Source organism: Thermodesulfobium sp. 4217-1 (assembly GCF_039822205.1).
Taxonomy (GTDB): Bacteria; Thermodesulfobiota; Thermodesulfobiia; order Thermodesulfobiales; family Thermodesulfobiaceae; genus Thermodesulfobium.
On sequence record NZ_JBAGBW010000018.1, the window covers coordinates 17116 to 40807 of the forward strand.

A 23692-nucleotide genomic window follows, 5' to 3' on the forward strand; every position below is an offset into this window, starting at 1 on the left:
TTATTTTTTTTGGACCTTCTTTTCTATGAATAGCTTTACATCTTTGGAACTTCAAGGGATGCCAATCTCAATAAGAAACAAAAATTTTTATCTTCTAAATAGAGAAAAATTCAATTTTATAGACTATAGGGGATTTCTTAATTATTTACAAAATCAATTTGACAATAGTGACTTCTATAAAATTAAGTCTATAAGCCACACTAATACTGGAAAGGTTGATGTAGTTTTTTATATTCCAGGTTACGCAGTAAAATCTAATACTGATAATAGTTTTTACGATCTAAACGGCAACGTTCTATCTAACCAGAATTTAAAAAATAAGAAGATTATATATGTAAATAACTTTATTAAAAATGACACTTTTTTTGACGTGCTTCAAAACATCTTGTTTTATTCATCAAAATATGGTTTTGTACCAAGTTTTATTTATTTTAATGATGATGTGATAAAGTTTAAAGATATGAGCGGCAGCGTATTTGAGTTTAAAAATGATGGGAATTTTGATGGAGAGTTTAAGGAAATTTTTGAATTTTTAAACAGGTTAAATAATACAAAATGGCCTAAGGAGATAATATTGTTGGACGATAGGAGGTTGGTGATTAAAAAATGATCGGTGAAAATAAAGCTCACCGCATTCAAGAAAAGGTCATACATAGTATCCAGCCACCTAAGAGGTGGGAGCTGATTTTGGGCATTATTGCTTTTATATTAGGTTTTTTTATTGTTGTTCAATACAGAACTCAAAAAGATTTATTTCATCTAATACCCACAAGACAGGCTGAGGAAATGGCGGGACTTTTGAAAGAGGCGGAAAATAAAAGGCTGGATCTGGAGAGAGAGCTTTTTGTTTCAAGACAGAAAGTTATGGATCTACAAAGTAAGCTCGAACAAGAGAAGAGCAAAAATGTATCAATCGGAGAAGAGAGTAAAAAAATTGAATTGTTAGCTGGTGTCACACCAGTTAAAGGTCCTGGAGTAATTGTTACAGTTAAGGATGCGAAAAATGGTCAGGAAGGTAATGCCTCTCTCGTTCATGATGAAGATCTGCTAAGGATTGTAAATGAACTAAGGGCAGGTGGAGCTGAAGCCATAGGTATTAATGATCAAAGACTTGTCGCTATTTCTGAAATAAGATGTGCTGGACCTGTCGTTCTTGTAAATGGGGTAAGACTTGCACCGCCGTTTGTGATAAAAGGTATAGGTTCTTCTGAAATACTATATAACTCTTTAACAATGAGCGGTGGCATAGTTGATTATCTGAAGTTATTAGGCATAAGGGTTTCTGTAGAAAAGTCAAATTCTCTATATATTCCTGCCTTTAATGCAAATATTCAAATAAATTATGCAACTTTGCTTAACAAAGGAGAATAAGTTATGTGGTTTATATTGGTATGTTTTATACTTGGGATGTTTGCAGCATATTTTTTCCCTATTGAAATGCCTTTTGTGTATAGTAAGTATATGGCAGTTGTAATTCTTGCTTTTGCTGATTCATTCTTCGGAGCGTTTAAAAGCGGTTTAGAAGGTAAATTTAGCGGATGGCAAGCTATAACAGGTTTTTTTGGTAATTCAATTGTGGCAGCGGGATTGACATACACAGGGGATTTGTTGGGGATTGATTTATATATTGCAGCTGTAATATTGTTTGGAATTAGGATTTTTAACAACATAACATCTATAAGACACCTTTTGTTTATCCCCCCTTCTTCCAAATATGAGTGATGTAAAAGACAGCAACATTCTTGCTATCGATCTTGGCAGCACATTTATAAGGGTCTTAATTGGTAAGAATCAATTTTCTAATAAATCAATTTCACACTTTGTTTCTTTGCCGTCATATGGCATAAAAAATGGAACAATTTATGATTTTGAGCAAGTCAGGACGATCTTAAGCGCGGGTTTGAAATCTATATATCAAAAAGAAGGCTCCAATTTCAAAGAAAAATGTATATTAAACCTTTCTGGCAAAGTTTATATCTCAAAGAATATTAAAATTGATCAGAAATTTTCTAAAGAAACACAAATTAGATCAAAGACAATAAACGACTTGCTTGTGAAAATACCTGAAGAAAAAGGTTATACCTCTGTACATGTTTGTAAAAAATCATTTTTTATTGATAACTCTTTCGAAACCTTGAACCCTTCGGGTATGTTTTGCAATGCTTTTCAGGCAAATTTTCACGTAATATACATGCTTTCAACCTATTATAGAACTCTTAAAGAACTATTTAATTCTTTGCATCTTGATTTAGTTGACATACTCCCTAGCCCTATAGCAAGTGCAAACGCAATCTTAAAAGAAAATGATTATCTAATACCTAAAATACTTGTAGTTGATATTGGAGCTTTAACTACTGATTTTGTCTTTTTTTCTGGCGGAGTTCCAGAATTTACTTCGTCAGTCTTGCTTGGCTCTGAGAATATTACCAGAGATATTTCTTTTGGACTGAAGCTAAATAGAGATGAAGCTGAGAAACTTAAATTAGATTTTTCTGAGCCAGCAGATGAAGATGACTTTAAGAACTTTTTAAGAAATATTATTTATTCGAGGGCAGAGGACATAGTGTTGTATATTTATGATAAACTTAAAAAAGTTTCTGATAGTATGGTTCCTTTGAGAATATATCTTACTGGACAAGGTTCTAAACTTCTTGCATTCAAAAAACTGTTTGAAGAAGTTTTTGAATGCCCAGTTGAGATAAGAAGGCCTTTTTCCCTTGCATCAACTGAAAAAAGAGACTATGAACATTCGACTGTTTTGGGTTTGATTAATTATGCTTTAAATAATACAATACTAACTAATAAATATGATGATCAAAATTTTATACAGAGATTTTTTGAGATTTTTTTTAAAAGAGGATGATAAGCGGGAGGTCTTTATATGTATGATGAAAAAATGGGTCCCTCTATTAAGGTTCTGGGTATAGGTGGAGCGGGCGGTAATGCTGTAAATAGGATGATTGAAGCAGGGCTTTCTTCGGTAGAGTTTTGGGCTGTCAATACTGATGTGCAGGCACTTGGTCTTTCTCAGGCTACTCAGAAGATGCAAATCGGCCCAAAATCTACAAAGGGACTTGGGGCAGGTGCTAACCCTGATCTGGGACGAGAGGCTGCTGAAGAGAGCCAAGACGATCTAAGAAGTATCTTAGAGGGTGCCGACATGGCATTTGTCACAGCTGGTTTGGGAGGAGGTACGGGAACAGGCGCAGCACCTTATATTGCTAGCATTGCAAAAGAAATGGGAATACTTACAGTAGCTGTTCTTACTTTTCCATTTAAGTTTGAGGGCCCAAAGAGAAAGAAAAACGCCGATCAGGGTTTGGAGGAGTTGAAAAAGATAGTCGACTCATATATTGTGATCGACAATCAGAGGCTTATAACCTTTGCTGACTCGAAGCTTTCTTTTATGGAGGCATTTCGATTGGCCGATGACGTTCTCAGGCAAGGCGTACAGGGGATTTCCGATCTTGTAACTGTTCCTGGCATTATAAACCTTGATTTTGCTGATCTTAAGTCTGTTCTTACCAACACAGGAAATACCATTATGGGGGTAGGATTTGGTCAAGACGAGATGAGGGCTATTGACGCTGTCAGAAATGCCGTTGACTCTCCTCTTCTTACTATTCCAGTGAAGGGTGCGACCAATATTATTATGAACGTCACAGGTGGTTATGATCTTACCCTTCTTGAGATAAACGAAGCGGCTGATGAATTGAGCTCCTTGACATCCGAAAATGCAAATCTCTTGTTTGGAGCTGTTATTAATCCTGAAATGGAAAATTCCATAAGAATTACTATTATTGCTACGGGATTTTCTGACGCTGTAAGCGATATGCCGTTGAAACAAAGGTCAGACACGTCTTTCTCCACCCCATCCAAGAAACATGTGTTCGATGACACAGTTAACTTTGGCTTTGACGACCTGCCAAGCTTTCTAAGAAAAGATTCTGGCAAAGAAGAAGTATAAATTTTAATTACTTTTTAATATATTGTTAATAAAATCTGGTATGATTACGAAATCCAGTGCGTTATTTTTATTTTTTATTTTTTTGAGTGTTGCCTTTGCTCAAAATTCATTTGCTAATAATATGGATTATATAAAATTAACGCCTGAAGGCAGTGCACTCTCACCTAATTCATCGGTCGAGGAAGGATTAAATTTTTTCTCTTTCAACCCAGCTTCGATAGCTTCTAATAGGGGGTTGCAATTGTTGATGACACATCCTGTAAGACATTTTCCTGGAAGAATAAAGAACCTTGATCAGCTCGATGCTGATATTTACGGTTTTAGTTTGCCATTTGAGGCTGGCAAAACAAATTTTGGATTCCTTTGGATGGTGCCTCACGAAACTGGTTTTGATTGGGCTACGCAAAATTCTGATGAAAATGGGAAAATTCCAAGGAGAACCCTAAAGGGCGGACTTTTTGAGATAGGGATTGCCCACCGCAATGACATATCAAATGTAGGGTTTTCAGTTGCAAAGGGTGATTTCTGGATGAAAGACGATAAGACTGGAAAGATTTTATATACTCATAAATTTTTTATGTTGCAACCGGGATATATGTGGGAGAGCGGTACAAATAAATTTAAATATGGAATTACACCATCATTTGCAACCGAAACGCTTAAAGATGACTCGGGTAAACACACGAAAAAAACATTAGATTTGCAATTTTCATGGGGGTATAAACTAGATAGCAGAAGTGATGCTATAATTTCATCTGATGTGTCTATATCTTTAAACGATGGAAAATTGAAAATTGGTGTAAAACCTATAACTGGAGTTGGCTATAGGACTTATGCACTTAACAAAAAGAACCTTCTTTTAGAGGTTGGATATTATAATGGAGCAATTCATTATGATGCGGGAGTTAAGACAGGTTCTATGATCGTAGATTATGCAACATTGAAAGATTCATTGGGCATGATTACTGGTCAGAATGTACAACTTTTGAAGGATGTGCATCTGGCATCTATAACTCTCAAATTTTAACCATAATATTAGGGAGATTCAAATGGAAAACAATGAAGATAAATTGAACGATGAGTTTCCTAAGAGAATTTTAAGAAAACGAAGGAATTCATCAAGGCAAAAGATTATGATTTTATTTGGGGTATTGTTCGTTTTATCTGGTCTTTTCGGATTTGTTTTTGGAATGCTTACCCCGACTAAAAATATTGGGGATATACTCTCTCCTAACTTTATGGCTCAGCCTGCTAAGGGAGAGCTAAATCTTGTACTGTTCGGTATTGATGATGTAGATGAGACTCACAGGACTGATACTATTCTCTGGTTAAACATAAATACAAATGATAAAACGATTACTATGATGTCGGTGCCAAGAGATACTCTTGTGCCAATACCAGGACACGATTATGACAAAATTAATGCAGCTTACGCTTATGGAAATACAGAGTTGGCTCTTAAAACCCTCTCTGATTTCATAGGCATAAAACCGGATAAATATGTAGTATTGGGTTACAAAGGTTTTGAAAAAATTATAGATGCTATTGGCGGAGTCAATATCAATGTGGATAAGAGTATGCACTATGTTGACAATTATGCACATTTTACCATTGATCTAAATCCTGGAATGCAGCATCTAAGTGGTCTGCAGTCTTTAGAATATGTAAGGTTTAGGCATGACGCCTTAGGAGATCTAGGTAGGATGAGAAGGCAGCAAGAATTTCTTCTTGCAGTAAAAAATCAGCTTTTTTCAAGTCCGACGATGATAGCTAAGATACCAGACATTTTAAAGGTTGTTTTAGACAACGTCCAAACTGATATGTCTTTCAACGATGCATTGAGTTGGGCTCTTGCTGTGAAGGATATAGTGAACCAGCCAAATTTTCAAATTAAAAAGGTTTTTCTTGACAAGGGAATGGTTCCAAAATACGCATACGGAGTGGATTACTTATGGCCAACTCAAAATGTAATTTCTATTATAAAAGCTAATTTTCCAAATGCAAATCCAAACGTTCCTCTTTCGTTCCCATTTCCCGAAGACAAAGCTGGGTATAGCAGCGTAAATACAGTTATCCAAAATCCTACACAGACGCAAACAAAGGAAGAAACTAAAAATCAATCTACTACGAAAAATGAAACCAAAACAGAGGTAAACAATAAAGGTGTAAATGAGAATCAAAAGTCATCGCCAAAAAATAATACCCCAATCACACTTCCTCAAAGGTGATAAAAAACATATTTAAGAAAAATAATTGGTAACTTTTTTAGCTTATTGAAGAGATAGCATCTCTAACTTTTTTATATTTTCTGATGCGATAAGTGCGTCTATTATTTCATCTATGTCGCCATCCAGGATCTCATTTAGTCTAAACAGAGTAAGATTTATTCTGTGATCTGTAACTCTGCCTTGAGGAAAATTATATGTTCTAATTTTTTCGCTTCTATCTCCTGATCCAACCTGTACTTTTCTTGACATTGAAATTTCTTTTTCTGATGCAATTCTTTTTTCTTCCAATATTTTTGCTGCAAGGATTCTCATTGCCTTGTCTTTATTTTGAAACTGAGAACGCTCATCTTGACAAGCTACTATTATTCCAGTAGGCAAGTGGGTAATTCTCACTGCAGAGTCTGTTTTGTTAACATGCTGGCCTCCTGCGCCTCCAGCACGAAATGTATCAATTTTTAGATCTTTTTCATCGATTGAAACGTCAATTTCATCAGCTTCTGGCAATACTGCAACAGTAGCAGTTGAAGTGTGTATTCTACCTCCGGACTCGGTTTCAGGAACTCTTTGGACTCTATGGGTTCCGCTTTCGTATTTTAAGCGGCTATATATCTTTTTGCCCTTTATTGATATTATTGCCTCTTTTATGCCACCAATTCCTGTTTCGTTGATAGAAAATATTTCAGTTTTTGCGTTTTTTCTTTCTGCGTATCTCATATACATCCTAAGAAGCTCTGATGCAAATAGGGCTGCCTCTTCTCCTCCAGCGCCTGCTCTGACTTCAAGAATGATATTTTTGTCATCAAGCGGATTTTTTGGCAAAATATTATTTAAGAGCTTTGATTCAATATTATTGATATTTTTTTCGACGCTTTGAAACTCTTCTTCGGCTAAAATTTTTATTTCTTCATCTTCATTATTTTTTAGTTCCCCAAGCTCAGATAGAGAATTTTTAAGTTTTTTCAACTCATTGTAATCGTTTACAATATCTTCTAGCTCTGACTTTTCTTGAGAAAGAGAAATAAGCTTGGAAGGATTGTTTATAGTTTCTAAATCCGCTAAGAGCTCGTTTATTTCGTCATAACGATTGATTATTTTTAAAATATTGTTTTCAAAAATCTTAAAATCCAAATTTATTACCTCCATAAGTAATTGATATATTTTAGCTAAAATGATAACATATAGTTTTGATATTAAAGAAGCGAGGTGAATCGTGGAAGAAGATAGAGAGTTTGATGAATTAGAAATATTTGAAATTGAAGAAGAAGGGGTAAAAAAGCAATATGAGCTTCTCGATAAATTTGAGCTTGAGGATAAGGTGTATTTTGTTTTAACTCCATATCTTGAAGAAGAGGAAATAGATAGCGAATTTATACCTGAGATATCGATATTTAGACAGGAATCTGATAACTTTTTAACCCCAGTAGTAATATTTGGTGCCGAGGATACCAAAGTAGATGAATCTTTGACTGATGAGGAATTTGACAAAATATATCAATATTTAAAGGACAGTTTTGATTTCGAAGACATCCCAGAATAGGGTATTTAAATTTTAAGAAAATTGCAACCGAAAAGAACAATATGCCATTTGAAAAGATGGAGTTTGTATTTTTTGTTGTTGCTGGCTTTATTGGTAATTTTCAACTTCCCTTATGTATTATTCTATAGATTACCAAATAGTATAAATTTTCATGTTTATAGCGGTGAATCGTCTATGACAGTATTGGATAGGCTATATAAAGCATACGATGTTAGTCCGTCTATATTGACTGATTTATACCTAAGATTAAGAAATTTTGAACCCAAAGCTGGCAACTATAAGTTATCGGGAAGTTTTCTAGAATCTACGGATATCATTCAACAGGGATCAAAGAGCTTTATAAAAGTTACATTTCCGGAGGGACAAAGGATTCAAGATATGACGCTTACTTTGAAAGAAGATGGTTATGACGGTTATAAAGAATATGAAAATATTGCATCTAATGATTTAGGATCATTTTCTGATAAATATCCGTTTTTAAAGGGTATTAATTCTAAAACCTTAGAAGGGTTTATGTTTCCTGACACATTTTTTATTGGGAAAAACGATCCGCCAAAAGAAATTATAGATATGCAGCTCAGCGATTTTGAAAAAAAGGTTTGGCCACTTATTAAAGACAGAAAAGATTATTACGATGTGTTAAAGCTTGCTTCTTTGGTGGAAGGAGAGGCGAAGGTAGACAAGGAAAGACCAATAATTGCTTCGGTTTTTTTGAACAGGCTAAAAATAAATATGCCGTTGGAATCTTGCGCCAGTGTTGAGTATTTTTTGCCAGTCCATAAAGACGTGCTTTCCTATGCTGATACTAGAATTGAATCTCCTTACAATACTTATCTACATTACGGTTTGCCGCCAACGCCTATCAACAGCCCATCGATAAAATCAATTGAGGCAGTTCTTCATCCCGCTAATACAAATTATCTGTACTTTGTAGCAAAAGGAGATGGAACTCACTTTTTCTCAAGGACATATGAGGAACAACAAGCCTTTATAAAAAGTCTTGGAGGTTGATATTTTGAAAAATAAAATGGTTTATGTTGTCATAATAATATTTTCCTGTTTATTATCTTTTTTTGGATTTTATTTACTTGGCAAAGGGTTTAATGTAATCTTTTTTAACAAGCCTCATACTCAAACGGTTGCGTCCAATGAAAATAATAATGTTGCTGTACAAGCTCCTGTACAAAATAGAGAATCAAATTCTAATATAAATTCACAACAAAAGGTTTATAATACTGAAACTAAAAGTAGCGAAGATTCTAAAGCAAGCAGTGAAGAAAACAATAAAAGTACCGTTAACGAACCTCAAACTAACAATGTAAAGAACTCAAAAAATTTGTTGTATAAAGTTAGGTTGGGGCCGTTTGACGATGAACAAGACAGTGTTGGAACAAAAAATGAACTTTTTAAGTTGGGTTATTCAAGTATTCTTTTGAAAGCCAATGGTGCTTATTGGTTGCAACTGGCTGCTTTGAATAACAGGGAAGATGCATTAAATCTTGTTAATAATTTAAAATTAAAAGGAATTAATGCAAAAATTATTAGTGAACAATGAGGAGGATAAAAGTTGTTTGGATTTATGAAATTTTCTAATGATGTTGGCATTGATTTAGGTACTGCAAATACAGTAGTTTATGTTCGCGGAAAAGGAATAGTTACCCAGGAGCCCTCAGTAGTTGCTTATAATATCGAGAAGAAGCAGACAGTAGCTGTAGGGATGGAAGCAAAAAATATGCTTGGTAGAACTCCTTCAAATATAGTTGCTATTAGACCGCTAAAAGATGGGGTGATAGCTGATTTTGAAACTACCGAAATGATGCTCAGATATTTTATAAAAAAGGCTATTTCAACTGGTATTTTTAAGCCAAGAATCATAGTTGGGATACCTTCAGGCATTACAGGAGTCGAGAGAAGAGCAGTAATTGAAGCTTCACAAAGAGCTGGTGGCAGAGAGGCATATATAATCGAAGAGCCGATGGCTGCTGCAATTGGATCTGGTTTGCCTATTGACGAACCTAAGGGTTGCTTGATTATCGATATAGGTGGTGGAACTACTGAAGTAGCTGTTATTTCTCTTGGCGGCATGGTTGTTGCAAAGAGTTTAAGGGTTGCAGGTGATGAACTGGACGATGTGATAATGGAATATTGTAAAAAAGAGTACAATTTACTTATCGGCGAGAGAACTGCCGAAGATGTAAAAATTAATATTGCCTCTGCCTATCCGCAGAGAGAAGAAAAAAATATGGAAGTCAGAGGAAGAGACCTAATTACTGGCTTACCAAAGAGTTTAAACTTAACTTCGATTGAAATTAGAGAGGTCATAAGCCCTATAGTAGATCAAATAACTGAAACCATAAGGCTCACAGCAGAGCAAACTCCTCCAGAGCTTGCTTCTGATATTATGGAAAGAGGTGCTATGCTTGCTGGAGGTGGAGCTCTCCTTAAGGGATTAGACAAATATATATCTGAAAAGCTCAAAATACCTGTTTATTTGGCAGAGGATCCACTGCTCGCAGTTGCCGAAGGTATTGGAAAGGTCTTGGAGGACATAGATAGATTTGGTCATGTTTTTAAAAACTAAAAAAAAAATATTTTTTTTAGTTTTCTTTTTATTTATATCTTTATTTTTTTTAAATTATAAATTTAATATTTATAACAGGGTAGGGTTCTTTGTTTTAACGCCTGTATATATATTGAGCAGTTGGGCAACTGGTTTGGAGCATTTTTCTAATAATTTGGCTAATATTGCCAATGATAATATCAGCCTTAATAAAGAAGTTGAAGATTTGAGAAAACAAAATGAGCAGTTAAGGCTTTCGTATGCCTTACTTCTAAAAGATGCTCAAAGTTTATCTAATGAAAAGGCCTTTCAAAATTTTCAATCTCAACACCCAAAATTTAAACTTTTGAAAGCTACTATTTTATATAGAACTGAGCCTTTTTATCAAGATCTAATTATTAATGTAGGTTATGATAATGGAATAAAAACGGGAATGCCTGTAATTTCTGACGGCTGTATCATAGGATTAATTTCTGACGTTGCTGGTACTTATTCAAGGGTTTCATATATTGGAGACAAAACGGTAAAAATTCCTGTAAAACTGAATGGATCGAATTTATATGGAATTCTGGAGGGTACTGGTTCTGAGCAGTTACTCTTTAATGTTCCAAGTGTATTTGTAGCAATTCATCCTCTTGAAGTTTTGGTAACTGCAAGTGTCCCATCATCACTTTTGCCTCCAGATATTCCCGTTGCGAAGGTTATGGGTCTTCATGACGTTGGCAGTTTGAACACTGTTTTTACTGCTTTGCCTATAAAACAAATACAGATGGTTGATGACGTATGGGTCTATCTTGGAAGTTGAGTTCCATAATTTGTTTATTCTTTTATGTTGTTCAGATATTATTTTTATTTTTTGTTAATACACTTGGGTTTTCAAGTATTATACTAACTCTTACACCTGCTATTCTTTTTGCCTTATATTATAATTTTAGTTTTTCAAAGAGCATTTTATTGCCATTGTTGTTTTTTTCGTTTTTTGATGATCTAAGATTGGGAATCTATTTAGGCACAAATCTTATTATATTTATATTTATGTTTATATTTATAAAATTGTATCTGGAGAAAAATTTTAGATGGAGCCAAACTCTAATTTTTATATTTTCAATGTTGAGCTATTATTTAATACTATATGTTTTTGTATCCAATATAATAAATATTTTTAATTTCTCACATCTCTTTTTAATCGTATTTGTCAATTCTTGTTTGAATTGGATCTTCTTTTTTGTTATCCAAAAATCTTACAAATATTTATTGGTGGGTCAAAATGAAAATTAGGAGAAGAGAATTTTTGTCTCTTGGCTTCTTAGGATTGCTTTGGACGGTACTAAACTATAGGCTTATATCGTTGGCTATGTTTAGTGGTGATGAGTTTAAACAGGTAACAATTGACAGTACTACAAGAATTTTCCCTGTTCCGGCTCCAAGAGGAAAAATTTTTGATAGAAAAGGATTGCCTATGGCTTATGACAATTCGGCGCATGCGATAATGTTTATAGCTAAAGATGATAACAATGCTATGGAACTAGCTGACAGCATAGGGCCAATCATTAATCAGGATACTTCCAAGATCTATGATGCTATCAAGAAAAGTGTAGGAAACCCATATCCTTATATACTTCATGAGAAATTAGACAATAAACAATATCTTAGCTTATCTGAGCTCACTTTTAGGCAAAAGGGATTTAGGCTTATTGAGATTCCCATGAGAAATTACCCACTAAAAAATGTAGGATGCCATACCATAGGTTATGTTGGTGAAGCTTCAGAAAGAGATCTAAAAGAATTTCCCTATCTTCATCCAAATCAGATTGTTGGCAAAACTGGTGTGGAATTAGTAAAGGATAAGGAGCTAAGAGGACAGGACGGCGCCGATATTACAATTGTAGATGCTTTTGGAAATATACAGAAGAGATTTCAGGGAACCAAGCCAATACCAGGCGAAAATATAAAAATAAATATTGATTCTGATCTTCAAGAACATGCCCAAAAACTTTTGGCAGAGAGGCCTGGGGCTCTTGTGGCTATTGATCCGCGAAGTGGCGAAATATTGACTATTGCAAGCTCTCCAGATTTTGATCCAAACAAGATGGTTTATGGAATGTCACAAAAAGACTGGAACGACATCTTAAAAGAGGAGCATCCCTTTGTAAATAGAGCTCTCTCATCTTTCCCGCCTGGATCTACTTTTAAAATAGCAGTTAGCGTTGCTGCTCTGGAAGAGGGAGTTACTACTCCAGAAGAGATGTTTTATTGCCCTGGATATCTAAAAGTTGGAGATCACACTTTCTATTGCTGGCTTCCAGGTGGACATGGTCATCTTCATATTGAGAAGGCTATCGCTCAATCATGTGATGTAGTATTTTATACTCTGGGTTTAAGATTGGGACCAGAAAAAATAAGATATTATGCTAACAAGTTTGGTATTAATCTGCCTAGTGGTTTGCAATTGCCTGGAGAAGAAACAGGCTTTCTGCCTACACAAGAATGGAAAGAAAAAAAATTTAATGATGTTTGGTATGATGGTGATACAGTTAATATGTCTATTGGTCAGGGGTTTGTTCGTACTACGCCATTGGATATAGCAAGGATGATGAGCATTTTTGTGAACAAAGGAAGCTTTGCAGGATGTAAATTAATTAATGGCTCATATTCATCTTATGATGGTTTAAAGTTTAGCGAGAAAACATTTGAAGTGGTTAGAGAGGGATTGAGGAAGGCAGTTTTAGAGGGAACGGCTGAGATCTTGAATAGCGATAAGTATACCGCAATAGCAAAAACAGGTACAGCAGAAGATCCTCCCAGGAAAAAGCCTCACTCCTGGATAGTTGCAGCAGCTCCTTATGATGCTCCTGAAATTGTAGTTTGTGTTTTTTTTGAACACATTGGCGAAGGTGCTTCATTTTCTGGACCAGTAGCAAAGTCTTATTTAGATTATTATTTTTCTAATCCTGGTTTGAGGGAAAGGTGATATGGATAAAAATAGGAGATTTCGTCTAGTAGGAAGTAAGGGAGCTCTTAGACTTGTAATAGAGCAAAGATCTTCTTTATCGGATATAATCAATTATGTAAAAATTTTTTTTGAGAGCAATAAAAGATTCTTTGAAGGCACAAAGGTGGTTTTTGAAATTCAACCTTTATGCGATCTAGAGATTTCTTTTATTGAACAGCTTAAGCTTAAATTAGCTAAGTTTGAGGAAATTGAATCATTTAAATTTGAGGACTTAGATTTAACTGATAAGGGTGTCAAAAGTGTTGAGGGTATTGATGATAGAATATGTTTTGATAAAATGCCTACTAAATATATTTATAAAAGCCTGAGATCTGGCCAAAAAGTTGATTTTAAAGGAAATGTTATAATTTTAGGTGATGTAAATCCGGGTTCAAAAATTTCTGCTGGTGGCTCTGTTATAGTGCTTGGTAGCCTAAAAGGAGTCGTCCAGGCTGGGATTTTAGATGTTTGTTCCATTGTTTTTGCTTTAGATTTTGACCCAGTTCAATTGCAAATTGGCGGTTTTTTTGAGCTGTCAACAGATGATAGTAAGGATTTGAACGATAATGTGGTTGCTTACTATAAAGATAATAAAATAAATATTGAGTCCTGGAAGGGACGAAAATTCTTGATAGGGGAGTGATATTTTGGGGAAGTGCATTGTAGTAACTTCTGGTAAGGGTGGAGTTGGCAAGACTACTACTTCGGCAAATTTAGGTGGTGGTCTGGCAAGTCTGGGCAAATCAGTATTATTGGCTGACATAGATATTGGTTTGAGGAATCTGGATATTATCCTGGGCCTTGAAAAGAGAATTGTGTACGATGTAATGGATGTAATGGAGGGAAGATGCAAGATTCAACAGGCTATTGTAAGGGATAAAAGAATAAGTTCTTTGTATCTACTTGCAGCTTCTCAGATTCACGACAAATCTGATCTTGCTGGGCTTATAGACAGGTTTGGTGAGATTATAAAGGGTTTGAAAAATGAATTTGATTATGTAATCCTTGATTCGCCTGCAGGTATTGAGCAAGGATTTATGGCCGCTTCAAATTTTGCTGATGAAGCCATTGTTGTTACAACGCCTGAAGTCACTGCTGTAAGGGATGCAGATAGGGTAATAGGCTTGTTGGAAGCAAAGGGGATTAAGGATCACTATCTTGTTCTAAATAGGTATAGGTATGCAATGGTTAAGTCGGGCAACATGCTTGATGTGGAGGATGTATTGCATATATTGGGGATTCAACTTTTAGGCATTGTTCCCGAAGATCCAGAGATTATTGCCTTTGCTAATAAAGGTGAGCTTATTGTGACCTCTGATATAACGAATGCCGGTAAAGCCTTCCAGAGAATTTCAAGGAGACTAATGGGAGAAAAGGTTGATTTTCCTTCTTTTGAAGAAAATAATGGATTGTTAAAAAAGATTAAAGACTTTTTAAGGCTAGGTTAGGAGAGTAAAGTGGGAATATTGGACTTTTTATTCAAAAAGGAAGACAAGAACTCAACAATTGCAAAAGAGAGACTACAGTTTGTTTTGACATTTGATAGGCTTTCTATAAACCCTGCTTTACAGGAAAAAATTAGAGAAGAGATTATACAGGTTATTGGTAAATATATGGAAATAGATGAAGAAGCTGCAAATGTTTTTGTTGAATCAACAGAATCTGATCTTAGCCATCTTATTGTGAATATTCCACTTAAAAGAAAAAGATAGCATTGTTCCAAAGACTAAAAAATATAATATTAATAATTGATTTAAAACTTTTTTTAATGGTTACTGTTTTAACTATATGGGGAATGGTTAACATTTTTAGTGTTACTTATTCCAATGTCTATTTAACAAATGGTAATCGATATATATTTGTAATAAAGCAATTCGCCTGGTATTTAATTTCAGTTGTTTTAATGTTAATTTCTTCATACATAGGAGAAAGACACATATTTGACAATTCAAAAAAGATATACTTTTTTGGGATTTTTGTTTTATTGTTTACTATTATTTTCGGACAGGTGGCGCTTGGGTCGAGAAGGTGGCTGTCTTTGGGCCCTTTTTCATTTCAGCCTTCGGAATTCTTAAAACTTTTGGTTGCGATCCACCTGTCAAAGATCTTTACTTCGAATAATAAAGATTATATTGTAATACTTAACTCAATACTTTATTCTGTAATTCCATTCGTAATTGTTTCTTTGCAACCAGATCTTGGTACTGCTTTGGCAATTCTATTTCTCTGGTTGGTAGGATTTGCATTTTACGGTTTCGATATGATTATTTATCTTGTTTTTGCTGCAGTAGTATTATCGTTTTTTGTGTACTTTTTTAAGTTACTCTTGATAATATTAATCCCTCTTGTTCTCTATATACTTTTTAAGGTTAAAAAAAGCAAATTATCTATCATTTTAATATCTTCACTTATTTTAATATCTGCTATTTCTGGTCCTATAGGCTGGAATACATTGCACAATTATCAAAAAGAAAGATTATTAGCTTTTGTCAATCCATTTCAAGATCCAACTGGAACTGGTTACCATCTTATTCAGTCTCAGGCGGCAGTTGTTTCTGGCGGCTTATTTGGTAAGGGTTTTTTAAATGGTACGCATACTCAACTTCACTTTATCCCAGAACAGCACACTGATTTTATTTTTAGTGCAGTTGTTGAGGAGTGGGGTTTAATTGGCGGCTTTTTAACGATATTATTAGAATTTTTAGTGGTATTAAGGATCCTTCAAATCGGCTTTGAGATTAAAGGATATCTGGGTTATTTTTGTGTATTATGGTCTTTTTTAATCTCTTTTCACACCTTTGTAAACGTTGGCATGGTATTAGGCGTTATGCCAGTTACTGGCATACCTCTGCCTTTTGTATCTTATGGCGGCACTTTTTTAATGACAAATTTTATTGCTTTAGGTTTAATAAGCAGTATGCATTATCATAACAAAAATTGGTCATTTAAATGATCCTTACTGGTTACCTTTTTATCTCACTTAGTTGTGTTTTATGGGGTCTTTTAGGGCCTGTTGCTGAGCTTCTGTACAGGTCTGGATTTAACGCAAGCGATGTGGTCTTTTTTAGGCTATTCGGAGTATTTTTAATTGGTTTTATACCACTTTTTAGAGATATTAGGTATTTATATTCCAAAAGACTATTTTATCCCCTGCTTTTGTTTGCATTATTTACCATTATTGAATGGTTTTCTTTTTTTACTTCAGTTAAGTTAAACGGAATATTTATCTCTGTATTGCTTTTATACACTGCTCCTTTCTTTATCACTATATTTGCAAAGTATTTTTTTAAGGAAAAGCTTACAAAGTGGCTAATATTTTGTGTTCTATTGGGATTTTTTGGCATTATACTACTTTTTATCACCAGTTATGATAGCAAGAGCATAAATCCTGGAATAACTATGATATTTGGTCTTATTTCTGGGATTTCGTATGCAATTAATAGTATGTTTGGAAAATATTTTTCAAATTATATATTGCCACTTAAGCTCACACTTTATAGATTTTCGACTGCAACTTTGATATATTTTCCTTTTGTAAGTTTCAATATATTTCTTAGAAAATATTCATTCCATAATATTATGGAAATATTTTATTTAATATTTTTTCCTGGAATTATAGCTTATTTTTTGTTTTACTATGGCTTGAGCAGAGTAGAGATTTCGAAAGCAGCTGTTTTTACCTTTATTGAGCCATTAGTTGGCAGTGTTGCCGCAATTGTATTTTTTCAAGAAACTCTTGGGTATAAGCTAATAGGGGCTACCTTTATACTGTTTGGAATTTTTGGAACGCTATTAAATCCTGTTCTTGCAAGCAGAAAAATTAATTGGTTAAATGGAAAAAAATAAAATAATTTCGATTGATTCTTTGTTTGAGTTAATAGAAAAAAAATCCTCTCTTGAAAAAAGATTGGGCCAGAGAAGGATGTCGAAATTAATTGCTGAAACTATGGAAGATCGTAAGATATCACTTGTTGAGGCACCAACAGGAATTGGCAAAACATATTCGAGTCTAATTCCTTCCATAGCAGATATCTTTATTAATGACTCAAAAGTTCTATATTTAACTGCAAAAATCGTTTTGCAAGATCAATTGATAAAAAAAGATTTGCCAAATTTAAACAAGCTTACTGAAGTCGATTTTAAATATGGAGTAATTAAGGGCAGATCGAACTATTTTTGTTGGCTACGTTTTGATGAGGCATTAAGAACTCAGGGCCTAATATATCGAGATGAGCTAAATTTAATTCGAGATTGGGCAAGGAATTCACATGACGGTGACTTAAGTGAATATGATGACTTTCTAAGTTATGAAATAAAAGATATAATAAAAGTGGATTATGAGGATTGCCCTGGTAGAAGATGTCCATATTTGATTAGCGGTTCCTGCCACTATTTTAGACTTGTTAACAGCTTGAATGATTTAGATATATTAGTTTCAAATTATCATACCTTTTTCTTTAACTTGATAAACGGTTCTTTTCCTTTTAACTATGATCATATACTCATGGATGAGGCTCATCACCTGCCTTCAATATTATCTTCAGCTTACACAAGACAACTTTCAAAAAATTCTTTAAATTATTTCTTGCCGCGCGGGATAGCCATGAAAATAGCAGATAGGGAACCAGATATTTTGTCGCCAGTTGTGAACGATTTAAAGTCATTAGAAAACTACATTAATGAATTAAAATTATCTTATGAGACCTTTTTCAACCTACTTCAAGAACACTGCCTCGATCCTAAAATTAATAAGAATTTAAGACTTATAACTTTTCATAAACCATTACCTTTTTTGGAAAAAATTGGCAATGAAATATTGGACACATCAAGAAAGGCCTTAAGTGAGTTCGTAGAATGGGAGAAGTTTTTAGAAAAAATCGGTTCTAAGGGTTTAGCTGATACAAAATTGAAGTTCTATAAGAGAAAAATCGAATCTTGTGCCCTGTCTATTTCAGATTTTTTAAACCTAAATGACTATCCAAATATTTCATATTCATTTTCTAATGAAAAAAGCTGCCTATCAATTGAGCCTGTTTATGTAAAAGGAATTCTCAATAACATTCTTGAATTGCAAGCTCCAAAATCTATGGTCTTGTATTCGGCAACCCTTACGCCTGACAAGAAAAATTTTAATTACTTTGAAAACGAGCTTGATTTCAAAGCTGACAATAAGATTGTAATTAAAAGCGTCTTTGACTATAAAAAACAGGCAAAGATAATTGTTCCGCAAAATTTTGACATAGATCCAAAGTCTCCTTTGTTTTCATCCCAGGTGGCAGATGCTGTTGAGTGTATTCTTGAAGATTTTGGAGGCCATGCTCTTGTTCTTTTTACGTCACAAAAGAACTTGAACGAAACGAAAAAATTAATAACTTCGAAAAAGAGAAAATTTAAATATCTATTTCAAGGTGAAAAATCAAATATTCAGTTAATAGATGAATTTTCGAACGATAGCTCATCGGTACTTTTTGGGATGAGCAGTTTTTGGGAAGGTATTGATGTTCCTGGTCCATCTCTATCTCTTTTGATCATCGATAGAATTCCCTTTCCAAATCCAAGTGATCCCGTAATGGTTATGCGAGAAAAAAATGAAGGGAAGGAAGTTTTTACTAAAAGTTATTTGCCAAACGCAAAGCTATCTCTAAGGCAAGGGTTTGGAAGACTTATTAGAAGTAAGAATGACGTTGGAGCTTTTGTGATCTTAGATTTTAGAATCTTAAAGTGGGATTTTTTGGAACTTTTTAAGCCTTGTGATATCCTATATAATTGGGATCCAGAGTTTGTTAAAAAATTTATCTGGGGAGGTAAATAAAATGCATCCCTATGTTCAGCTTGCCAAGCAGACTGTGGAGCTTTGGGTGAAGGAGCATAAAAAACCTGATGAAGGCTACAAAGATACAGCTCTTTTTAGCAAAAAGAGTGCCTGTTTTTGTACGATTTATAAAAAGGGAGAGCTGAGAGGCTGTATTGGAACCATTTTACCCTTTTATGATTCTTTGTATCAGGAAATAATTGAAAATGCAATAAGCGCTTCCACAAGGGACCCAAGGTTTGATCCGGTTACTATTGATGAATTGGACTTGTTAGAATATAAGTTGGATGTTTTATCTGATATTGTGCCGGTGTTGGATTTGAAAAAATTGGATCCGAAAATAAATGGAATTATTGTAAGACAGGGAACAAGGCAGGGCTTGTTGCTTCCTGATTTAGAAGGAGTAGATAGTGTATATGAGCAAATAAAAATTTCAAAGATGAAAGCGGGTATATTTAACTCTATGCCTTGTGATTATTTTACCTTTACAGTTGAAAGATTTTCTTAAAATATCTAAAGGAGTGTTGAAATGAAAAATTTAATTTTAATTTTATTTACAGTAGTAGCAGTGTTATTTTTTCAGACCAGCTCATTTGCTGATCCAGAATCCAATCCAAGTCTGGAAGGAACAGTAGTATTCACTCATGGCACAGCGACTGATGCCTTAAAAGATTACTTTTCAGATTGGATGAAGGGTGATTATGACAAAATGTACGTGTACTTGTTGAAAGGGGATAAAAAAATAGTTTCCAAAGATACCTTTGTAAACGAATTTAAGAAAGCTGAGGCTAATGGTCTAAGGATTGATTCTTATAAACTTTCAAAAGCCGTTTTTAAGACTGCAAGAGGCTATGCTGAAGTCAATATAAAAATCTCGTTTACTGAAAACAATCAAAAATTTGATATTGTAAAGACTATTTCTGTATACGTTGAAGATAACGAATGGAGACTTTCCTCTATTCCAATTTACTTCCCTGGATCACCAGGATCAATGTTGCCAGATTAGTAATATCAATAAATATGAAAATTTTGTCTATAAGCTAAAGGAGGAATAAGGATTGTCTTTGGAATCATTAAAAGATGAAGCTAAGGAAGAAATAGAAAAGGCCTCTTCTAGTCAGGAAATTTTGGAGATATATTCAAAATATCTTGGGAGAAAAGGTTTAATTACCGAGCTATTTTCTAAATTGAAAGATTTAAGTTTTGAAGAGAAAAAAAGATTTGGTATGGAGCTTAATAGTATAAAAATTTTTATTACTGAGATAAAAGAAAGAAAATTGTCTATGATCAAAGAACAGACAATTCACAATAACCTTGAGAAATTGAGGATCGATAGCTCTCTTCCTGGAGACTGTCAAAATGTCGGCTCGCTTCACCCTCTGACAACTGTAATAGACAATATTATTGAAATATTTGTTGGCATTGGATACACAATATTTGAGGGCCCTGAGATAGAGAGCGATTACTACAACTTTGAAGCCCTAAATATTCCAAAAGACCATCCTGCGAGAGAGATGCAAGACTCTTTTTATCTATCTAACGATATATTGTTAAGAACTCATACCTCGCCTGTACAGATTAGAGCAATGCAATCACTAAAACCGCCAATTAGAATAATAGCTCCCGGCAAAACCTATAGGAGAGATGCTAAAGATTCACGACACTCTCCTGTTTTTCATCAAGTCGAAGGTTTGACAATCGGCAAAAAAATTTCATTTGCTAATCTAAAGGGCACTTTAGAATATTTTGCAAAATCTTTTTTTGGAGAAGGTTGCGAGATTCAGTTTAGACCTAGTTACTTCCCATTTACTGAGCCAAGTGCCGAAGTTGATATAAAGTGCATATTTTGTGAAGGGAAGGGATGTACAATCTGTAGCCATACTGGATGGTTAGAGGTACTGGGTGCTGGAATGGTTCATCCAAACGTCTTGAGAAATGTTGGCTATAATCCAGAGGAGTGGCAAGGATTCGCATTTGGAATGGGCCCTGAGAGATTGGCGATGTTAAAATATTCGATTAACGATATAAGGATGTTTTACGATAACGATTTGAGATTTATACATTCATTTATAAATAGTTAGAATTTTTCATTCTAATAACTTTTTTATTCATTTTTTTAAGGAGGTTTTATTGCTTTGAAGGTTTCCTTATCTTGGTTGAGTGAAATTCTTGGCGAATGTCTTACTGTAGAAAATGTTTCAGATATATTGCAAAGTGCTGGAATAGAAGTTGAACAAATTGATGAAGTTAAGACAGATTTTAATAACGTAGCAATAGGAAGAATTATAAATCATGAAAAGCATCCAGATGCAGACAGGCTTTTCGTTGTAGACGTGGATTTTGGAGAAAATGTAAAAAGGATTGTCACTGCAGCAACCAATTTAAGTGTAGGCGATATTGTTCCAGTTGCCCTTCATGGCTCCAAATTATCAACTGGCACTACTATAAAAAAGTCAAAATTAAGAGGCATATTGTCAGAAGGGATGTTTTGTTCTGCGAATGAATTAGGCTTTGGCAAGGATCACTCTGGCATTATGATATTGAACGATGAAAAATTCCAAATAGGCGCAGATCTTGTTTCTGTTCTGGGCGAAAAAGATTATGTATTTGATTTGGCCATCCCTGCCAATAGACCTGATCTAATGGGGGTTGTTGGCATTGCAAGGGAGATTGGTGCAAAGTTAAAGCTAAAAGTTAAGATCAATGGGTTTGATTGTAAATATTCAAATGACCCGTGTCCTGTCAAAATTAAAATTAATTTTTTGGAAGGGTGTCCTGTTTATTTAGGCCAGTGGATTGAAAATGTTCAAATAAAGCCTTCTTCGCCATTTATTGCCGAAAAGTTAAAAAAAGTTGGTATAAGACCGATTAATAATATTGTTGATTGTACAAATTATGTTATGCACCTTTTCGGCCACCCACTCCATGCATTTGATATGAATAAGATAAATAAAAACATCTTTGTAAGACGTGGACTTGATGGAGAAAAATTAAAACTATTGGATGGGTCTGAAGTATCTTTAAATGAAAATGATATTGTAATAGCAGACGAATCTGGGTCAATAGGACTTGCTGGCATTATGGGTGGTGAAAATTCGGAAATCTCAAACGAGACAACTGATGTCTTTCTTGAAGCTGCCATTTTCAATCATGTAAATATTAGAAGGACATCGAGAAGGTTGGGTATCAGGAGTGAGGCTTCTATTAGGTTTGAGAAGGGCTTGTATTGGAAAGATGTCTCAAATATAATCACCTTTGCTGCGTCTATGATAGCTTCAATAACCGGTGCCTCACTGCATAGCAATGTCGAAGTTGATGGAATTATCCCAGAAAATTCTGGAGACATATTCTTGGTGCCAGAGAAAGTAAATTCAGTTTTGGGAACATCTTTTTCTAAAACCGACATTCAAGAATCTCTTCAAAACTTGAATTTTAAAGTCGATCTTAAAGAAAATGGATTTAACGTAATTAGGCCTACATATAGGTTAGATATTAAAGAGGCCGCCGATCTTATAGAAGAAGTTGCAAGATTTCAAGGCTTTTCAAAAGTTCCTTCCGTATTGCCAAATGAAGCTATGCCTGGATTTTTACCCAAAAAAATAAAATTTGTTAATAAAATAAAGAATTATTTTTCAAGCAATGGCTTTACTGAATCAATTTGTGACACTTTGATATCTATGGACGATATTCAAAAAACAAGTGTAACCTTTGCTGAGAATAGTGATAGCTCAATTTACAATGATGAAAGCGAAGTTATAAAGGTGTTGTCTCCTCTTTCTGAAGAGCACAGTGTCTTAAGAACTTCAATGTTAGAGCCATTAACCATGCTTTTAAAGAGGCATTTGAATAGGCAAATTTATGATATTTCTTTTTTTGAAGTTGGGAAGGTATTTAAAAAGAGAAATAACTCATTTTTAGAGGATCATATTTTGGGGACAGTGGCCACAGGAAGAAGACAGCTAAATCCTTGGAGATTATCTGTTGATGATAAAAATTGGTCTTTTTATTCATTTAAAGGGATTTTTGAGAATTTTTTGAGATTTTTCGGCTTTTCTGAGTGGGATGTTTCACCTGAAGTAAGGGAGGTATTTCATCCATCTATTTCTTGTGCATTTGTTATTAATAATAAAAAAATAATAGAAATTGGCGAGGTTAATCCGAGAATTTTGCACAACTGGGATATCAATCAGCCATTTTTTTATTCAGAGCTATTTTTAGATGAATTTTTTGAATTAATGGAACTAAAAAATGATAAACATAATTTTTCTATCTTTCCTGCGGCTACCAGGGATATTTCACTGATAGTGCCCAATGAAGTATTTTATTTTAGAATTCAAGATGAGGTCAAACTATTAAATTGTCCCATACTTGAAAGTCTAACTGTTATTGATGTATATCAGGGAAAGGGTATACCCGACAACATGAAGAGCATAACCCTAAGCCTAAGATTTAGAAGTGATGAAAAAACTCTATCGAACGACGAGATTAACGAATGGGTTAATATAATAGTGCAAAAATTAAAAGATAATCTTGCTATTATTATTAGAAGTGAAAACTAAAATTAATCGTATATCTGATTAATTAGTTATCGTGAGG

Annotated in this window: 24 protein-coding genes; 23 read left to right on the forward strand and 1 reads right to left on the reverse strand. The window is 34.2% G+C overall.

What is annotated here, in order from left to right:
* Positions 1-25: 25 nt before the first annotated feature.
* From V4762_RS07410 to V4762_RS07440, 7 genes are all read left to right on the forward strand, one after another.
* Positions 26-610, forward strand: coding sequence for a hypothetical protein (locus V4762_RS07410; protein WP_347315150.1), 585 nt, complete (start codon positions 26-28; stop codon positions 608-610).
* Entirely contained in the window at positions 607-1371 is a 765-nt protein-coding gene (locus tag V4762_RS07415) for a DUF881 domain-containing protein (RefSeq protein ID WP_347315151.1), read from the forward strand. Before V4762_RS07410 ends, V4762_RS07415 begins: the two co-directional genes overlap by 4 nt.
* 3 nt (positions 1372-1374) lie before the next feature.
* Positions 1375-1722, forward strand: coding sequence for a small basic family protein (locus V4762_RS07420; RefSeq protein WP_347315152.1), 348 nt, complete (start codon positions 1375-1377; stop codon positions 1720-1722).
* Positions 1715-2863 carry a cell division FtsA domain-containing protein gene (locus tag V4762_RS07425; protein ID WP_347315153.1) on the forward strand — a complete coding sequence of 383 codons (1149 nt, stop codon included), beginning with the start codon at positions 1715-1717 and terminating at the stop codon, positions 2861-2863. The genes V4762_RS07420 and V4762_RS07425 overlap by 8 nt, the downstream gene beginning before the upstream one ends.
* An 18-nt stretch (positions 2864-2881) precedes the next feature.
* Positions 2882-3967 carry a cell division protein FtsZ gene (gene ftsZ, locus V4762_RS07430; protein WP_347315154.1) on the forward strand — a complete coding sequence of 362 codons (1086 nt, stop codon included), beginning with the start codon at positions 2882-2884 and terminating at the stop codon, positions 3965-3967.
* Between the two features lie 241 nt (positions 3968-4208).
* Positions 4209-4994: a hypothetical protein gene (locus tag V4762_RS07435; RefSeq protein ID WP_347315155.1), complete on the forward strand. Its 786-nt coding sequence runs from the start codon at positions 4209-4211 to the stop codon at positions 4992-4994.
* Positions 4995-5016: 22 nt separating this feature from the next.
* Positions 5017-6195 carry an LCP family protein gene (locus V4762_RS07440; RefSeq protein ID WP_347315156.1) on the forward strand — a complete coding sequence of 393 codons (1179 nt, stop codon included), beginning with the start codon at positions 5017-5019 and terminating at the stop codon, positions 6193-6195.
* Between the two features lie 42 nt (positions 6196-6237).
* Here V4762_RS07440 and prfA read toward each other — a convergent pair whose 3' ends face one another.
* Positions 6238-7323: a peptide chain release factor 1 gene (gene prfA / locus V4762_RS07445; protein WP_347315157.1), complete on the reverse strand. Its 1086-nt coding sequence runs from the start codon at positions 7321-7323 to the stop codon at positions 6238-6240.
* Positions 7324-7405: 82 nt separating this feature from the next.
* Here prfA and V4762_RS07450 point away from each other — a divergent pair, with 82 nt between their 5' ends.
* The 16 genes from V4762_RS07450 (at position 7406) to pheT (ending at position 23655) form a co-directional block, all read left to right on the forward strand.
* Complete coding sequence (locus V4762_RS07450; protein ID WP_347315158.1) at positions 7406-7732, forward strand: DUF1292 domain-containing protein; 327 nt, start codon at positions 7406-7408, stop codon at positions 7730-7732.
* Between the two features lie 90 nt (positions 7733-7822).
* Positions 7823-8743 (forward strand): endolytic transglycosylase MltG, encoded by a 921-nt coding sequence (mltG, locus tag V4762_RS07455; RefSeq protein WP_347315171.1) that lies wholly within the window; start codon positions 7823-7825, stop codon positions 8741-8743.
* Between the two features lie 4 nt (positions 8744-8747).
* The gene (locus tag V4762_RS07460; protein ID WP_347315159.1) at positions 8748-9287 is read left to right on the forward strand and encodes an SPOR domain-containing protein; all 540 of its coding nucleotides are present in this window, start codon (positions 8748-8750) and stop codon (positions 9285-9287) included.
* A gap of 24 nt (positions 9288-9311) precedes the next feature.
* Entirely contained in the window at positions 9312-10313 is a 1002-nt protein-coding gene (locus V4762_RS07465) for a rod shape-determining protein (RefSeq protein ID WP_347315172.1), read from the forward strand.
* 154 nt (positions 10314-10467) lie between these two features.
* Positions 10468-11097 (forward strand): rod shape-determining protein MreC, encoded by a 630-nt coding sequence (gene mreC / locus V4762_RS07470; RefSeq protein WP_347315160.1) that lies wholly within the window; start codon positions 10468-10470, stop codon positions 11095-11097.
* 462 nt (positions 11098-11559) lie between these two features.
* Complete coding sequence (gene mrdA / locus V4762_RS07475) at positions 11560-13263, forward strand: penicillin-binding protein 2 (protein ID WP_347315161.1); 1704 nt, start codon at positions 11560-11562, stop codon at positions 13261-13263.
* A 145-nt stretch (positions 13264-13408) separates the two neighbouring features.
* A complete protein-coding gene (locus tag V4762_RS07480; protein ID WP_347315162.1) occupies positions 13409-13927 on the forward strand; it encodes a septum site-determining protein MinC in 519 nt (172 codons plus the stop codon).
* Positions 13928-13931: 4 nt separating this feature from the next.
* Positions 13932-14732, forward strand: coding sequence for a septum site-determining protein MinD (gene minD, locus V4762_RS07485; protein WP_347315163.1), 801 nt, complete (start codon positions 13932-13934; stop codon positions 14730-14732).
* A gap of 18 nt (positions 14733-14750) precedes the next feature.
* On the forward strand, positions 14751-14996 hold the full coding sequence (gene minE, locus V4762_RS07490; RefSeq protein WP_347315164.1) for a cell division topological specificity factor MinE: 246 nt from the start codon (positions 14751-14753) through the stop codon (positions 14994-14996).
* A 56-nt stretch (positions 14997-15052) separates the two neighbouring features.
* Positions 15053-16237, forward strand: a complete 1185-nt coding sequence (locus V4762_RS07495) for an FtsW/RodA/SpoVE family cell cycle protein (protein WP_347315173.1) — start codon at positions 15053-15055, stop codon at positions 16235-16237.
* A complete protein-coding gene (locus V4762_RS07500) occupies positions 16234-17130 on the forward strand; it encodes a DMT family transporter (protein ID WP_347315165.1) in 897 nt (298 codons plus the stop codon). Before V4762_RS07495 ends, V4762_RS07500 begins: the two co-directional genes overlap by 4 nt.
* On the forward strand, positions 17117-19096 hold the full coding sequence (locus tag V4762_RS07505; RefSeq protein WP_347315166.1) for an ATP-dependent DNA helicase: 1980 nt from the start codon (positions 17117-17119) through the stop codon (positions 19094-19096). Before V4762_RS07500 ends, V4762_RS07505 begins: the two co-directional genes overlap by 14 nt.
* A 1-nt stretch (position 19097) precedes the next feature.
* Positions 19098-19604, forward strand: coding sequence for an AmmeMemoRadiSam system protein A (gene amrA / locus V4762_RS07510; RefSeq protein WP_347315167.1), 507 nt, complete (start codon positions 19098-19100; stop codon positions 19602-19604).
* Positions 19605-19625: 21 nt separating this feature from the next.
* Complete coding sequence (locus V4762_RS07515; protein ID WP_347315168.1) at positions 19626-20102, forward strand: NTF2-like N-terminal transpeptidase domain-containing protein; 477 nt, start codon at positions 19626-19628, stop codon at positions 20100-20102.
* Between the two features lie 52 nt (positions 20103-20154).
* Positions 20155-21177 carry a phenylalanine--tRNA ligase subunit alpha gene (gene pheS / locus V4762_RS07520; protein ID WP_458646947.1) on the forward strand — a complete coding sequence of 341 codons (1023 nt, stop codon included), beginning with the start codon at positions 20155-20157 and terminating at the stop codon, positions 21175-21177.
* A gap of 54 nt (positions 21178-21231) precedes the next feature.
* Positions 21232-23655, forward strand: coding sequence for a phenylalanine--tRNA ligase subunit beta (pheT, locus tag V4762_RS07525; protein ID WP_347315170.1), 2424 nt, complete (start codon positions 21232-21234; stop codon positions 23653-23655).
* Positions 23656-23692: the final 37 nt, after the last annotated feature.